Annotated in this window: 13 protein-coding genes; 11 read left to right on the forward strand and 2 right to left on the reverse strand. The window is 49.3% G+C overall.

The features are described from left to right. Positions 1 to 4: 4 nt before the first annotated feature. The 5 genes from ylqF (at position 5) to QOS01_RS00870 (ending at position 5,831) form a co-directional block, all read left to right on the forward strand. Complete coding sequence (gene ylqF, locus QOS01_RS00850; RefSeq protein WP_283620676.1) at positions 5 to 877, forward strand: ribosome biogenesis GTPase YlqF; 873 nt, start codon at positions 5 to 7, stop codon at positions 875 to 877. Next, the gene (locus QOS01_RS00855) at positions 870 to 1,637 is read left to right on the forward strand and encodes a ribonuclease HII (RefSeq protein ID WP_283620677.1); all 768 of its coding nucleotides are present in this window, start codon (positions 870 to 872) and stop codon (positions 1,635 to 1,637) included. The genes ylqF and QOS01_RS00855 overlap by 8 nt, the downstream gene beginning before the upstream one ends. A 49-nt stretch (positions 1,638 to 1,686) precedes the next feature. Then, positions 1,687 to 2,547 carry a DNA-processing protein DprA gene (gene dprA / locus QOS01_RS00860; protein WP_283620678.1) on the forward strand — a complete coding sequence of 287 codons (861 nt, stop codon included), beginning with the start codon at positions 1,687 to 1,689 and terminating at the stop codon, positions 2,545 to 2,547. 128 nt (positions 2,548 to 2,675) lie between these two features. Further along, entirely contained in the window at positions 2,676 to 4,811 is a 2,136-nt protein-coding gene (gene topA / locus QOS01_RS00865) for a type I DNA topoisomerase (protein ID WP_283620679.1), read from the forward strand. Positions 4,812 to 4,955: 144 nt separating this feature from the next. After that, positions 4,956 to 5,831 (forward strand): aldose 1-epimerase family protein, encoded by an 876-nt coding sequence (locus tag QOS01_RS00870; protein WP_283620680.1) that lies wholly within the window; start codon positions 4,956 to 4,958, stop codon positions 5,829 to 5,831. A 68-nt stretch (positions 5,832 to 5,899) separates the two neighbouring features. Here the strand turns inward: QOS01_RS00870 and plsY are convergent, their stop codons facing one another. Further along, positions 5,900 to 6,526: a glycerol-3-phosphate 1-O-acyltransferase PlsY gene (plsY, locus tag QOS01_RS00875; protein ID WP_283620681.1), complete on the reverse strand. Its 627-nt coding sequence runs from the start codon at positions 6,524 to 6,526 to the stop codon at positions 5,900 to 5,902. Between the two features lie 242 nt (positions 6,527 to 6,768). On the opposite strand from plsY, the gene parE reads away from it, so the two are divergent. The 6 genes from parE to QOS01_RS00905 all read left to right on the forward strand — a co-directional run bounded on the left by parE (position 6,769) and on the right by QOS01_RS00905 (position 13,985). Continuing rightward, a complete protein-coding gene (parE, locus tag QOS01_RS00880; protein WP_283620682.1) occupies positions 6,769 to 8,745 on the forward strand; it encodes a DNA topoisomerase IV subunit B in 1,977 nt (658 codons plus the stop codon). 17 nt (positions 8,746 to 8,762) lie between these two features. Then, positions 8,763 to 11,237 (forward strand): DNA topoisomerase IV subunit A, encoded by a 2,475-nt coding sequence (parC, locus tag QOS01_RS00885; RefSeq protein ID WP_283620683.1) that lies wholly within the window; start codon positions 8,763 to 8,765, stop codon positions 11,235 to 11,237. Positions 11,238 to 11,249: 12 nt separating this feature from the next. Next, positions 11,250 to 11,768 carry a DUF1836 domain-containing protein gene (locus QOS01_RS00890; RefSeq protein WP_283620684.1) on the forward strand — a complete coding sequence of 173 codons (519 nt, stop codon included), beginning with the start codon at positions 11,250 to 11,252 and terminating at the stop codon, positions 11,766 to 11,768. Between the two features lie 12 nt (positions 11,769 to 11,780). Continuing rightward, a complete protein-coding gene (locus tag QOS01_RS00895) occupies positions 11,781 to 12,251 on the forward strand; it encodes an NUDIX hydrolase (RefSeq protein ID WP_283620685.1) in 471 nt (156 codons plus the stop codon). A 91-nt stretch (positions 12,252 to 12,342) separates the two neighbouring features. After that, positions 12,343 to 13,278, forward strand: a complete 936-nt coding sequence (locus QOS01_RS00900; RefSeq protein WP_283620686.1) for a manganese-dependent inorganic pyrophosphatase — start codon at positions 12,343 to 12,345, stop codon at positions 13,276 to 13,278. A 212-nt stretch (positions 13,279 to 13,490) separates the two neighbouring features. Further along, complete coding sequence (locus QOS01_RS00905; protein WP_283620687.1) at positions 13,491 to 13,985, forward strand: hypothetical protein; 495 nt, start codon at positions 13,491 to 13,493, stop codon at positions 13,983 to 13,985. A 70-nt stretch (positions 13,986 to 14,055) separates the two neighbouring features. Here QOS01_RS00905 and QOS01_RS00910 read toward each other — a convergent pair whose 3' ends face one another. Next, the gene (locus QOS01_RS00910; RefSeq protein WP_283620688.1) at positions 14,056 to 15,585 is read right to left on the reverse strand and encodes a gluconokinase; all 1,530 of its coding nucleotides are present in this window, start codon (positions 15,583 to 15,585) and stop codon (positions 14,056 to 14,058) included. Positions 15,586 to 15,774 lie beyond the last annotated feature (189 nt).

Raw genomic sequence — 15,774 nt, forward strand, 5'->3', positions numbered from 1 at the left:
TAAAATGGCGACAATTCAATGGTTTCCTGGACACATGGCAAAGGCTTTGCGACAGATTCGTGAACAAATGCCCCTCGTTGACATTGTCTTTGAGTTAGTGGACGCACGGGTGCCATATTCTTCCCAAAACCCAGAAGTGGCATTAGCAGCCGGCAATAAGCCCCGGCTTTTAATAATGACCAAGACGGACTTGGCTGATCGTGACCGTCTGCAAGAATGGTTAGCGTACTTTGAGGAAAAGGGCCAGCCGGTTCTTGCCCTCGATTCACGGAAGCAAAACGTGGCAAAGATTGTCACCAAGAAGAGCAAGGAGATTTTGCAAGATAAGTTGGCCGAAGAAAGGGCCAAGGGGTTAAAGAAACGGCCCATTCGGGCAATGTGTGTCGGGGTGCCGAACGTTGGTAAGTCGACCTTGTTAAACCACTTGGTTAAAAAGAACGTAGCACAGACGGGGAACCGTCCCGGCGTAACCACCGGGCAGCAGTGGCTGCGGTCATCAGCTGAGTTGGAACTTTTAGACACCCCCGGAGTCCTGTGGCACAAGTTTGCCAGTCAGAAGCAGGGGGTCATGTTGGCTCTCTCGGGGGCAATCAAGGATAGCCTTTATCCTAAAGATGATGTTGCCCTGTTCGCCTTGAAATACCTCCGCCTTTACCAGCCCGAAATGTTGAAGAAACGCTACCGGCTAACCGACCAAGACCTGGCAGAAAAGGTTAGCGACCCCGACTTGCTGTTAGTGATTACTCAGAAGATGGGCTTTAGGGATGACTACGACCGGGCCAGCGAACGGTTGATCTTTGACCTACGGAAGGGAAAACTCGGGCCCATCACTATGGAGATTCCCGCAGACCTAAATGAGGATGGCATCAATGAGTAAGCAGACAGTAAGTGAGATTTCGCAGCTCTTAGATACAATTGGTAGCCTGAATGACCCGCGCCTCAAGGCTTGGCAGGCTGATCCCCGGAAGGGTGTTCAGCAGGCCTTACAGCGCCACCAGCGGCGCATTAAACGGCAGGTCAGGGCCTATCAGGCATTCAAGCAGCGGTTTAAGTATGAGAATGCCCTCTGGAAAAGCGGGGTGCGCTACGTTGCTGGAATGGACGAGGTCGGCCGGGGCCCCCTGGCCGGTCCAGTTGTCACCTGTGCGGTAATTCTAAGCCCTGACTTTGACCTGGTTGGGGTGACCGACTCCAAACAGCTGACTCGTCATGAGCGGGAACAACTTTATTTACGGATCGTTGACGAGGCCGTCGAAGTCAGCATTGCGGTTAATGACCCGCAAACAATCGACCGGCTTAACATCTACGCGGCAACACAGGATGCGATGATGCGGTCCATCAAGAGTTTAAACCACCAGCCGGGCCACTTGATCGTTGATGCTGTTCCACTACCCTTTGATTATCCGCAAACGACTTTAATCAAGGGTGATCAAAAGAGTATCAGTGTTGCGGCGGCCAGTATTGTTGCTAAGGAGTACCGTGACCACCTAATGCTTGATTACGACCGGGTTTACCCAGGTTACGGCTTTGCGGAAAACATGGGTTATGGCACCAAAGAACATTTAGCCGGACTAAGGAAATATGGTGTCTCGCCAATTCACCGGCGATCGTTTAAACCGGTTCCTAAATTTTTATAGTGCAAATGAAGAAGAGTCTCGTATCTATTAGGTAGGAGGCTTTTTTATTATGAAACAAATACGTGAATTTCTACTACGATTGAACCTATGCCGTGGGATCGGCTACAAGACAAAGTATCGCTTATGGCGAGTTGCCGACCAGTACGAATGTTACGATGACATCAACGAACTACTTACCCACATTCGGCTGAGTGACCGGGAACAAGAAGCATTGGTGAATAACTGGCCAAGTAAGGAACTAGATGCGGCAGTTGCCCGTAACCAGGCTTTCCCCTATGTCACCATTGCGGATGACCAATACCCGGAACAGTTACGCGAGATATTTGCCCCACCAATCGTTCTATACTACCAGGGAAACCTCAGCCTGCTCCAGTTACCCACGTTAGCAGTGGTTGGTGCCCGGGATATGTCGGCGTACGGTGAAGCGGTGTTACGGGGGATGCTTCCCCACATTGTAAAGCGGCAAATTGTCACCGTCAGTGGACTGGCGAAGGGAATTGATGGAATGTGTCACCTCATCACCCTTGAGCATGGCGGGAAGACGATTGGAGTCATTGGCTGTGGATTGGACCAGGCGTACCCCCGGGAGAATGCTCACCTACAGGCCAAAGTCGCAGAGGCCGGCCTCGTCCTCACGGAATACGGACGCGGTGAACCACCAGTGGCCTATCATTTTCCGGAAAGGAACAGGGTAATTGCGGGCCTCTGCTCGACGGTCCTGGTGGTGGAGGCTAAGAAAAAGAGTGGGAGCCTGATCACGGCAAACATTGCTCTAGAGGAAAATCGGACGGTCTGCGCGGTCCCTGGACGAATTGATACTTACCGTTCATTAGGCTGTAATGAATTAATTGCCGCGGGTGCGAAACCAATCCTTCGGGCACAGGACATTCTCGAAGAGTACATGCTATGAGTAAAGATCCTTGCATTTTATAATAATTTCTTCTAAAATACGATTTCCATTTGACAGACCATGGTGAAATGGAATAATAATGTTATATATGAAGAAATAAACAAATAAAAATGTGAGGAGCCTCTTTTATGGCAACCAAAACAGCCAAGAAAAGTACTAAGACGACGGCAAAGCGGAAGACAACGCGGCGCCGTTCTAAGATTAAGAAAAATTTGGTGATTGTTGAGTCACCATCAAAAGCAAAGACGATTGGTCGTTTCCTGGGCCGCTCGTATAAAGTTGTTGCGAGTCTTGGCCATGTGCGCGACTTACCGAAGAGCCGGATGGGGGTTGATATTGAAAATAACTACCAACCGGACTATATTTCGATTCGCGGGAAGGGTGACGTTATCAAGGAACTTCGTAAGGATGCGAAGAATGCCAAGGCCGTTTACCTGGCATCAGACCCGGACCGTGAGGGGGAAGCCATCGCCTGGCATGTCTCCAACATTTTAAAGCTTGATGATAATGAGAAGAACCGGGTTACCTTTAACGAAATTACGAAGGATGCGGTTAAAAACGCCTTTAAGGAACCGCGGACGATTAATATGGACCTGGTTGACGCCCAGCAGGCGCGGCGGGTCCTTGACCGGCTTGTCGGTTACTCAATTAGTCCCATCCTCTGGAAAAAGGTTAAGAAGGGACTGAGTGCCGGTCGTGTTCAGTCGGTGGCACTAAATCTGATCATCCAGCGGGAAAATGAGATCCGTAATTTCAAACCAGAAGAGTACTGGACGATTGATGCGGACTTCAAACACGCCCGGGACAAATTTAAGGCTGTCTTTTACGGTGAGAACGGTAAGAAGACAAAGCTGGCCGACAATGCGGATGTTCAAAAGGTCCTTGGTAAGCTGGATAAAAAGCAGGACTTTGCCATTTCAAAGGTCACTAAAAAGGAACGGCGTCGGCAACCCCAGCCACCATATACCACTTCAACGATGCAGCAGGATGCTAACCGGCGACTTAACTTCCGAACCCGGAAGACCATGATGGCCGCTCAAATGCTGTATGAAGGAATCGACATTAAGCAGGGGGCGCCGGTCGGCCTGATCACCTACATGCGAACCGACTCCACGCGGATTGCATCGATTGCTAAGCACGAGGCCTCTAAGTTTATCCATGAGGAGTATGGGGGCGAGTATGCGGCCATCAAACCGGTAAAGGGTAAGTTGCCGGAGGGGGCTCAGGATGCCCACGAAGCCATTCGGCCAACTTCTGTCTACCGAACACCGGCCAAGATGAAGCCCTACCTGAACAATGACCAATATAAGTTGTACAGCCTTATCTGGTCCCGCTTCGTGGCCAGTCAGATGACGCCGGAAGTAATTGATACAATGACGGTCGACCTCCAGCAAAACGGGGTAACCTTCCGGGCAAACGGGTCTAAAGTTAAGTTTGCCGGTTTCTCCAAGGTTTATAAGCGGGGAGAAGAAAAGGACAACCTCTTACCAGACCTTAGTGAAGGTGACCATGCGCGGATGGTCAATGACAACCCCGCCCAGCACTTTACCCAGCCGCCGGCCCGATACACTGAAGCGGCATTGATCAAGACGCTGGAAAGCAACGGGGTCGGTCGGCCATCAACTTATGCGCCAACCTTGGATACAATTCAGCGGCGTTACTATGTCCGCCTCGTTTCTCGTCACTTTGAACCGACGGAATTAGGGGAAATTGTTAATAAGATTATTGCTAAGCAGTTCCCCGACATCGTCAATGCCAAGTTCACGGCAGATGTTGAAGGTGAACTTGACCAGGTTGAAGCAGGGAAACAGAACTGGATTAAGGTTGTCGACAGTTTCTATAAGCCGTTTTCTAAGGAAGTTCAGGATGCAGAGGACAAGGTTGCCAAGATTCAGATGAAGGATGAACTTGCCGGGAGTGATTGTGAAATCTGCGGTGCACCGATGGTAATCAAGATGGGTCGCTATGGTAAGTTCTACGCATGCTCGCGCTTTCCAAAGTGCCGTAATACCAAGGCCATCGTGAAGGAAATTGGTGTGACCTGCCCAGTATGCCATAAGGGGAACGTTGTTGAACGGAAGTCGAAAAAGAACCGCACCTTCTACGGGTGTTCACGGTACCCTGACTGCGATTTTGTCTCCTGGGATAAGCCAATTGGGCGTGATTGCCCTAAGGATGGCCACTTCCTCGTCGAAAAGAAGGTTAAGGGTGGCAAACAGGTTGTTTGTCCAAACGGTGATTATGAGGAAGCCGTCCAAAAGTAGGTAAAAGTCAGTAAAACTGTTTATGTAGTTTTACTGACTTTTACTTACTATGATGTTGAAAGCGCCGTCATTATTTGGTATTGTGCAAGTAAACATTGTTCTATATACTTGATGATAAACGTTTAGCAACAAAGGGGTAATAAAATGATTAAAATTCAAAACAAAGAACTCGCCGTCGAAATCAATGAGCTAGGGGCCCAGCTACATAGCATCAAGCGGCAAGATAACGGGATTGAATACCTCTGGCAGGGCTCGCCGGATAGCTGGGGACGGCAAGCACCAATTCTTTTTCCATTTGTTGGTCGTCTTAAGGATGATCAGTACCAGTTTAACGGCCAAACTTTCCACCAAACTCAACACGGCTTTGCTCGTGACCGCCAATTCACGGTCACGGAACAACTGGATGATCGGGTAATCCTCGAACAACGTGCCGGTGATGATACCAAGAAGGTGTATCCGTTTGACTTTATCCTCAGGGTCACTTATGAACTGGTTGGTGACCGTTTAGCGGTATCCTATAAGGTAATTAATCCGGCCCGCCAGTCGTTAATTTACGAAATTGGTGCCCACCCTGGTTTCAACATGCCCCTTACTCCACAGGGCTCCTATGAAAATGTGGAATTTAGTGTTATCCCAGCGGAAAAATACTCCCGAATTATTTTGGATGGGCCCTACAATGATTCTGGTCATCCCCAGATGATTGATATGACCAAGCCATTCATGCTCAACCACGACCTCTTCAACCATGATGCAATCATCTTTAAGACTTGTGGGAGTGACTTTACCGCAACCCTTGCTGACAAGACTAGTGGTCACGGGGTTAGTGTCGCAACCACAGGAACCCAGTACGTGGGTCTGTGGTCGGCTTACCCAGCAACAGGGAACTTTGCCTGCATCGAACCATGGTGGGGGATTGCTGATAATGTCAATGCCGATGGTCTGCTTTTGCACAAGCAGGGAATGTACCGCCTGGCTCCGGGACAGGAACGGGACTACCATTTCAGCATTCGGCCATTTTAGCGTGATATTATGATTAACAAAAAACGGTCGCCGCATTTTTTGTGCGGTGACCGTTTTTTCACAGGTATTTATTTTGACTGATGGTGCCGGCGGTAGTAGACCAGGCCAAAGGGAACGAGGGATTCCTTCCCGGTGCAGATTCTTTTGATATTGCTCTTGTGGCGGTAGAGAACCACTAGGGTCAAGAAACCAGCAACCAGGGAAAGAATAAGGTCGTGTTCAAACATGGCAATTATAAAGATGGCACTAATGCCGATGATACTGGCCGCACTGGCCATCGAGGTCAGAAGGAGTGTCCCGATGAAAATCAGGCAGGCAACCAGGAAGAGAAAGGGGTTATAGGCTAGTAAAATCCCCGCACTGGTTGCCACTGCCTTTCCGCCATGAAAGTGGTCAAAGATGGAAACCGTGTGGCCCAGTGATGCGAAGAGCCCAATCAGTAGGGGGTTAACGCTGTGCGAAATACCTAAAATGTAAGGTTGGCTGGCGGCTAACGTCCCCTTTAATACGTCCATAAAGAGGACCACCGTCCCGGCCTTGGGACCCAGTGTTCTGAAAGTGTTGGTTGTACCAATGTTTCCGCTGCCCAACTTGCGAATATCCTTATGGTAGAAAATTTGGCCGATCCATAGGCCAGAAGGGATGGAGCCTAAGAGGTAAGAAATGATCACCATTCCCAATATTTCAAATATCATAATTATTGCTCCTCATGAATTAAAGTATATCTCAAAGTTTAAGAATACCATGAATCGCTCGTTGGTGGTAGAGCGCAAAAAGCAAATTGCCGTTTGCCAAATGAAATGGATTTGAGTATTATCAATACTGTAACTATTTACCAGGGCCGGGTCTCATCTATTTGCTAGTTGACCGCGTCCATGATAATATTAACTATATCGAACATATGTTTTAGAAATGAAATGATACGGGAGGTCATTTTGTGACCACGAAAAAGGTAAAATATGATGAATCGTCAATTCAGGTATTAAAGGGGCTTGAAGCTGTCCGTAAGCGTCCAGGGATGTATATCGGGTCCACAGACGCACGGGGGCTCCACCACCTGGTGTATGAAATCGTTGATAACGCCGTTGATGAAGCATTATCTGGCTACGGTGATGAAATTAACGTGACAATTGAGGCGGATAATTCAATTACTGTCCAGGACCATGGTCGGGGGATGCCCGTGGGGATGCACGCTTCAGGGAAGCCTACTCCGGAAGTTATTATGACGGTCCTCCATGCAGGGGGAAAGTTTGGCCAGGCGGATGGTTATAAGACCTCTGGTGGTCTCCACGGGGTTGGTGCGTCGGTCGTTAATGCGCTCTCCACAAATTTAAAGTTAACGATTGTTCGTGACCATGTTCGTTACCAAGAGAAGTTTAAAAACGGTGGCCAACCGGTTGGAACGTTGAAGAAACTTGGTAAAACCCGGGAGCAAAGTGGGACAACTGTCTCGTTTAAACCGGACCCGGCAATCTTCACCACGACGGTTTACGACTACAACACCCTCGCTAATCGTTTGCGGGAATCGGCCTTCCTTTTGAAGGGAATCAAAATTGTGCTGACCGATAAGCGGGCAGGACAGGAAAAGCAGGATGTCTTCCAGTACAAGGATGGCATTCAGGAGTTTGTTTCCTACCTTAATGAGGGAAAGGATACCCTGGGAAAGATCATGTACTTTGACGGTAAGGACCAGGGGGTTGAAGTAGAAGTGGCCGCTCAGTATAACGATGGTTACTCTGAGACCCTCCTATCCTTTGTTAATAACGTTCGGACACCGGATGGGGGTACCCATGAGGCGGGATTCAGAAGCGCCTGGACCAAGACCTTCAACGAGTATGCTAAGCGGGTCGGCCTGTTAAAGAACAACGATAAAAACCTGGAGGGGAGCGACGTCAGAGAAGGGCTCACGGCCGTTATCTCCGTGCGGATTCCAGAACGACTGTTGCAATTTGAAGGACAGACCAAGGATAAGCTTGGTACGCCAGAAGCCCGCAAGATTGTTGATACGATTGTCAGTGAGCAATTGAACTATGCCCTAATGGAAAATGGTGACTTCACTCAGATGTTAATCCGCAAGTCCCTGAAGGCCCGCGAAGCTCGTGAGGCTGCCCGGAAAGCCCGTAACCAGGCCCGGGGTGGCAAACGGAAGAGCCGCAAGGAACGTAACCTTTCCGGTAAGCTAACGCCGGCCCAGTCAAAGAATGCCCAGAAAAATGAGCTTTTCTTAGTCGAAGGGGATTCAGCCGGTGGTTCCGCAAAGCAGGGTCGGGACCGCAAGTTCCAGGCGATCTTGCCATTACGGGGTAAGGTTCTGAATACGGAAAGGGCAAAGCTAGATGACGTCTTGAAAAACGAGGAGCTAAACACCATTATCTACACGGTTGGTGCTGGCGCTGGCTCGGAGTTTGACGTTAAAGACGCCAACTACGATAAGATCATCATCATGACCGATGCCGATGACGACGGGGCCCACATCCAGATTCTTCTTCTTACCTTCTTTTATAAGTACATGCGGCCAATGATTGAAGTCGGCAAGATTTATATCGCGTTACCACCCCTTTACCGTCTTCAGCAGGGGCGGGGAGCAAAGACGAAGATTACCTATGCCTGGACAAACGAAGAGCTTACTAAGCTGACCAAGAGAATGGGTAAGACTGCCCAATTGCAACGTTTCAAGGGGCTCGGTGAAATGAATGCGGACCAACTTTGGGAAACTACCATGAACCCAGCCACCCGGACCTTGATCAGGGTCCGAATTGAGGATGCTGAACTAGCCGAACGGCGGGTCACAACCCTGATGGGGAACAAGGTTGAGCCCCGGCGGGAGTGGATTGAAAACAACGTTCAATTTACCCTTAGTGATGACCAAGAATCCGATAAACTGGTTGCCAGCAAGAAGCATTTGAATAAGTAAAGAAAGGGATCATTTTAGTGAGAGACGCAAAAATTGAGACAATGTCGCTCGAAAAGTTGATGGGGGAGCGGTTTGGTCGCTATTCCAAATCAATTATCCAGGAGCGGGCACTGCCAGATATTCGCGATGGACTTAAACCCGTTCAGCGGCGGATCCTATACGCAATGAACAAGGACGGTAATACTTATGACAAGGGCTTTCGGAAGTCAGCAAAGTCGGTCGGTAACGTCATGGGTAACTTCCACCCCCACGGTGACAGTTCAATATACGAAGCCCTGGTCCGCCTTAGCCAGGACTGGAAACTACGTGAACCACTGGTCGAAATGCACGGGAACAACGGGTCAATGGACGGGGACCCTGCAGCAGCAATGCGTTACACCGAAGCGCGCTTAAGCAAAATTGCGGGACTGATGCTGCAAGACATTGATAAGGACACGGTCGAAATGACCCTGAACTTTGATGATACCGAAAAGGAACCGGTTGTCCTCCCGGCCCGGATCCCGAACCTCCTCGTTAATGGGGCCACGGGAATTTCGGCAGGGTACGCAACCGAAATTCCCACCCATAACCTGGGCGAAGTCTTTGATGCCCTAATTTACCTCCTGAAGCACCCGTCAGCGAGTCTCGAAAAGTTGATGGATTTTATCCCCGGTCCAGATTTTCCCACTGGTGGAATTGTCCAGGGGGTTGACGGGATAAAGAAGGCCTACAAGACCGGTCGGGGCAGAATTGTTGTCCGGGCGAAGACAGCAATTGAAACCCTCCGTGGTGGCCGTCAGCAGATTAACGTCACCGAGATTCCCTATGAAGTCAACAAGGCCCAGTTAGTGAAGCGGATTAATGACCTTCGCCTCGCTAAAAAGGTTGAGGGGATTGTTGAAGCCCGTGACGAGACCGACCGGAGTGGCCTGCGGATTGCCATCGAATTGAAACGGAACGCTAACGCTGAAGGAATCCTTAACTACCTCCTGAAAAATACTGACCTGCAGATAAACTATAACTTTAACATGGTCGCCATTGATAAGCAGCGGCCAATGCGGGTGGGACTAAAGCATATCCTGACGTCATACCTCGCCTTTCAAAAGGAAGTTGTAAGGCGGCGGACCAACTACAACTTGCAGAAGGCCCAACACCGCCTCCACATTGTTGAAGGTCTGATTAAGGCCCTTTCTATTCTCGACCAGGTAATCAAGACAATCCGGGCCAGCAAAAACCGGAAGGATGCTAAACAGAACCTGGTTGAAGAGTATGACTTCACCGCAGAGCAGGCTGAAGCAATCGTCACCTTACAGCTGTACCGCCTGACTAATACAGACGTGACTGAGCTTGAGGATGAACAAGCCCATTTAAATAAGTTGATATCAGAATACCAGTTGATCTTGGGTGACGATGATGAGCTTGCCAAGGTGGTTGAGCGCGAGATGAAGGCCATCAAGAAGGAATTCGGCAACCCACGGCGGACCAAGATTGAAGACCAGGTACAAAAGTTGGAAATCGATACGAAGGTCACCGTTGCTAATGAGGACGTGGTTGCTCTTGTCTCCCACGCTGGTTACATCAAGCGTTCTAGCTTGCGATCATTCAAGGCCTCGTCACTGGATGAAAACGGCCTCCGAGAAGACGATTACCCATTACTAGTTGAACAGACCACCACCTTGGCCCACCTCTTTATGTTCACGAATCTCGGGCATGTGATTTACCGGCCGGTTCATGAGCTAGCTGATGTTCGTTGGAAGGATACGGGTGAACACATCTCACAGACAATCGGGCTAGCAGAAAACGAAGAGATTATTAAGGCAATGGTATTTGACCGCCTGGACCTACCAGGAAACCTAATTTTTGCCACCAGTGATGGTCAGGTTAAGCAGTCCGCCTACCAGGACTACCAGCCGGGCTCACGCTATAAGAGTCATGCTAGCATGGCGATTAAGCTCAAGAGTAAAGGTGCTCAAGTGGTCAGCGTTGATTACTATGAACCAACAAATGAGAACCGCTCGCTGCTGGCAATCAGTCGTGAGGGTTACGCGGTCCGCTTCGACGTTGCGGATGTCCCGGTTACCGGCTTGCGGACTGCCGGGGTGCGGGCAATTAACCTCAAGGATGACGATGAATTAGTCGATCTTGCAATCGTTGCTGATGGGCAGCGGATTGCCTCAATTACCCAGCGGGGGGCCTTTAAGGAAATGCCGGTTGACGAAATTGCCGTCGGTGCCCGGGCCCGCCGGGGTGAACTTGTCCTCCACCGACTCAAGACGCATCCGCACCGGATTGCTGACTTTACTGCTTACGATCCTGACTTCACGGGTTACTTTGAGGTGATTACTGACCGGCCGCTCTTCCAGGATATCTCCGTTAGTGACCACCACCTGGGTTCGATCAAGTCCAATGGTACCTTTGTGATTGATACCGAGACCCAGGGGACCCCAGTAAAGCTGCGCGTCAAGCAGGCAAATATTTTAAACGATCCTGAGCAACAATCACTCCTGAAATGATGAGGTGGTAATGTGGGAATTGTTGAGCGTCAAATTCAGCCACTTGTAAGTGCCTTCCGTCTTCCCCGCTATGATGAGTTACCCAAGATGGGTCTTTATCTGGACCAAGTGGTTCAATACATCAATGGCTACTTCCCGGAAGCAATGGGGATAAAGATGACTAATACAATGGTCAGTAGCTATGTTAAGCATGGGTTGCTAAACCATCCTCGGCACCGACAGTACGATCGGGACCAGCTGGCAAGCCTGTTTCTAATTACTATTAGCCGTCAGGTCCTTTCCCTTCATGAGATTCAGACCCTCCTCCATTTTCGGGGAGGGCAGCAAAGTGTTGAAGATGGTTACAACTACCTCTGTGCTGCCTTCGAGTTGGCCCTGCGCCAGGCATTTTCTGCAGGTGTCCAGGTGGAAAAAATTACCGTTCCGGATAGTGAGGAAAAGCGCCTGCTCGATCGACTAGTCCAAATGATAAGTTGTCGCGTATACTTAAGGATGTATCTTGACCAGGTTCAGGAAAACCATGGCTCTTAAAGGAGGGGTAAAATGGCGTACATTGCAGATTTACGTTCACAAGTTGGTCACATGCCGCTGATCTTGACGAGTGCCTCAGGTGCACTTGTCAACGCAGACGGTGCCGTCCTGCTACAGGCCCGGGCCGATACCGGCGACTGGGGGTTCCCGGGTGGCTACATGGAATTTGGGGAACGATTTACCGATACCGTCAGACGCGAATTTAAGGAGGATGCGGGACTCGCTGTTGAGCCGGTCTGCCTCTTAAAAATACTGGATAATGACCAATATACTTACCCCAATGGGGATGCTGTGCAGCCAGTCAATGCCTTTTACCTTGTTCGGCAGGTCACTGATCAACACTTTCCAGTTAAGCCGAGCGAGACGGTTACGACAAGATACTTTGCCCTGCAAGGACGACCACCGCGCTTTTTTAACCACCAACATGAGAAAATGTGGGCAATTTTGAATGAATATTGGACAAAGAAGCATAATGTTAAATAATAATGCGGACGAGAACTATTTATCGTGATAAAATGAATAGTGAAAATTGCTTTAGTTGTATTGTTGAAGCACAAACAGGAGGAATTACTTTATGGAAAAAGAATTAGTCTTTGGACATCAAAAGCCAGATACAGATGCAATCACTGCGGCAATGGCTTTTTCATACTACCAAAACCAATTGGGCTATGAAACGGAAGCAGTTGCCCTCGGCGAACCAAACGCCGAAACGCAATACGCTCTTAAGAAGTTCGGTATGAAGGCCCCACGGGTTATCAAAACCGCTGCTAACGAAGTCGACAAGGTAATGCTGGTCGACCACAACGAACCACAACAAAGTGTTAGTGACATCGACAAGGTTACGGTTACCCACCTTGTTGACCACCACCGGATTGCAAACTTCAATACTGCTCAACCACTGTGGGCAACTTGCCGCCCATATGGCTGTGTTTCAACAATTTTGACGGAAATGTTCCAACAAAAGCACATTGATATTCCAGCTAACTTAGCGGGGATGATGCTTTCCGCAATCATTTCTGATACCCTGTTACTTAACTCCCCAACTACTACGGACCACGACCGTGAAGCGGTTAAGTACTTAGCTAAGGTTGCCGGCGTTGATGACTACAACAAGTACGGGGTTGCCATGCTGAAGGCGGGCGCTGATGTTGATGCTAAGTCCGATGCCGACATTGTTGATGGTGATGCTAAGACCTTTGAACTTGGTGGCACCAAGATGCGGATCGGTCAAGTAAACGCGGTTGAACTCGACGATGTCTTCAAGCGGCAAGCTGACCTTGAAAAGAAGATGCACGAATTGATGGATGCCAATGGTTACCAATTGTTCATTCTGATTGCCACTAACATTCTTAATAGTGACTCCGAATTGCTGGTTGTTGGTGACAACACCGACAAAGTTGAAAAGGCATTCGGTCACAAACTTGATGCTAATAAGCGGATGAACCTGCCGGGCGTTGTTTCACGGAAGAAGCAAGTTGTTCCTCCATTGACAGATGCCTTTGAAGGCTAATCTTTATAGATAAGGTGGATTATAGATAATGGTAATAAAAGGACCTGGGAAAATTTTCCAGGTCTTTTTTGTTGCTGCATCCGTCTCTTAAAAATTAGTTAACCCCCTTAAAGATTGGTAAATAGCGTATCTTATTTATCGCTGATTTTTATATAATAAGAATAGAAAATAATTGACATAGAAGCGGAAATCCAACTATAAGGAGGCTAGTTATGAACAGAAAACCATTGTACTGCCGACCATGGCTATGGATTGTCGTTCTTTTGCTACTAATTGCAGGCGGCTGGTTTATCAACCATCGCAGTCAAACCCAAGAAGCGCAGAGGGACACAGTCGCTAAGACCAGTAAAAAGACGGATAAGAAGAAAAAAGTAGCCAAGAAACCGCAAGATAAAGAAAAAGATCATTCCCTTACTAAACCGGCAAGCGGTGGACAAACGGAAGTCAATGGTACAGGGCAAACAGTGAACACGACCGTACCACAACAGCCAAGCATGGCCGAAAATACGGTTCCAGCCAATACTCAGGAAAAAGAGCCGTGGGTTGATCCCAATAACTATGAGCCAAATTCGATTATTGGTGACCGCTCAACCATGTATTGTTACCTCCCGGGCCAATACCCAGATCCCGGAATTGCTCCTGAAAATGTCGTCTACTTTGACTCGCTAGCTGATGCTCAGGCAGCTGGATACCGTACCCACCAATAGAATCAGGTATTAAAAAAGTGTCCGCCAATTGCAAGACCACATTGTCTAACGGTTGGCGAACACTTAACCTTTATTTGGCTCCATTTTCTTGGAGCTGGGCAATTGTTGAGTAGGCGGGGGACAAGAGCCCTTCGACCTGCTGGAAGAGGGGAAGGTACTTCTGGTAAATAGCGACCGTTGCTGGATCTGGACGGTAAGTATCCTCTTCACCAATGAAGTTTTGCACAACTTGGTAACTGTTGACCAGGTTTAAGCTCTTCATTGCCATTGTAACAGCACCGAGGCAACCTGATTCGAACGATTCCGGAATGTCGACCGGACAGTCTAACACGTCGGCAAGCATTTGTCGCCAAACGTGGGACCGGGCGAATCCACCAGTAGCCGTTATGGATTTTGGCTGGCCCACCAGGTCACAGACGGCCTTGAAGACCGTCGCGATGTTCATGTTGATTCCTTCCATGACCGCCCGGAGCATGTCCGCCCGGGTATGGAGGTTATTGAGCCCAAAGAAACTTCCCCGGGCGTTGGCATCCCACAGTGGGGCCCGTTCACCACCTAAGAAGGGGAGAAACAGCAGGCCGTGGGCACCGGCGGGGACATCAGAAATTACCCGACTTGCCAGGGTGTAGGGGTCAACCTGCTCGTTAGCGACCGCACTCGGGGTAACCAGGTGTTTAACGGCCCACTGGTAGACATCACCGCCGTTATTAAGCGGCCCACCTACCACCCAGCTATGGTTATCAACCGCATAGCAGAATAGGCGCCGGTGAGGGTCAATCACGGGATGGTCGGTGATTACCCGGACGGCCGCCGAGGTACCGATGGTAATCGCCACAGTATCTGGTTTGAGTGCTCCCACGCCGAGGTTCGATAGGGCACCATCGAACGCCCCGTAGATAAATGGGGTATCGGCAGGAATTCCCATCCTTGCCTGGGCTTTTGGCAGGAGGCCGGTAGCCTGGTAGGTACCGTTAACGATTTCCGGTAGCTGTTCCTGGCGAATACCAACCAGGTTTAACGCCGTTGGGTCCCAGTCACCGGAATTGATGTTCATCATCCCGGTGCAACTGGCAATTGAAATGTCGACCTTGAATGTGCCGAAAAAGCGGCAAAAGAGGTAGGACTTTATGTCACCAATATAGGCGGCTTGGGAAAGAAGTTCGGGTGCCGCTTCCTTGAGCCAGAGAAGTTTTGTCAAAGGTGACATTGGGTGAATGGGGGTACCGGTGTTCACATACAACTGTCTCCCCAAGGCGGACCGTTTCAATTGGTTTGCCGCGTGCCGTGCCCGGGTATCGGCCCAGGTGATCAACCGTGACTGAGGGCGGAACGCCTGGTCGAGGAGGATCAGACTCTGGTTTGCACTAGAAAAGGCAACGGCAAGTAGTCTTTCTTTGGAAAAGTTAATTCGCTGGGCGGCATCCCCAATTACCTTTTCCACTGCGTTGACAATCGTGGTCGGGTCTTGCTCGGCCATGCCGTTAGGGTGGCGGAAGAGGGGGTAGGACTGGCTGAATCGTTTGATTACGTGGGTGTGTTCATCATAGAGAACCGCTTTTGTACTGGTTGTTCCCACGTCAACACCGATAAAGTAATTCATATTTGTACTCCTTATATGTTGTAATAGCTTCAATATACTGGCCAGTAGGGTGGATGTCAATTAGTTGTGTGAAAGCAGAATAATTTACATTAAGGCCACGCATCTTTAAAATCCTGAAATGTCAAATTAAGTTAGAAAGAAACTAACTGTGCGTCTGTGATATTCTCCATGAATACCTCAATGGGTGTG

The sequence above is a fragment of the Limosilactobacillus avium genome (assembly GCF_947381485.1).
In the GTDB taxonomy this organism is placed as follows: Bacteria; Bacillota; Bacilli; order Lactobacillales; family Lactobacillaceae; genus Limosilactobacillus; species Limosilactobacillus avium.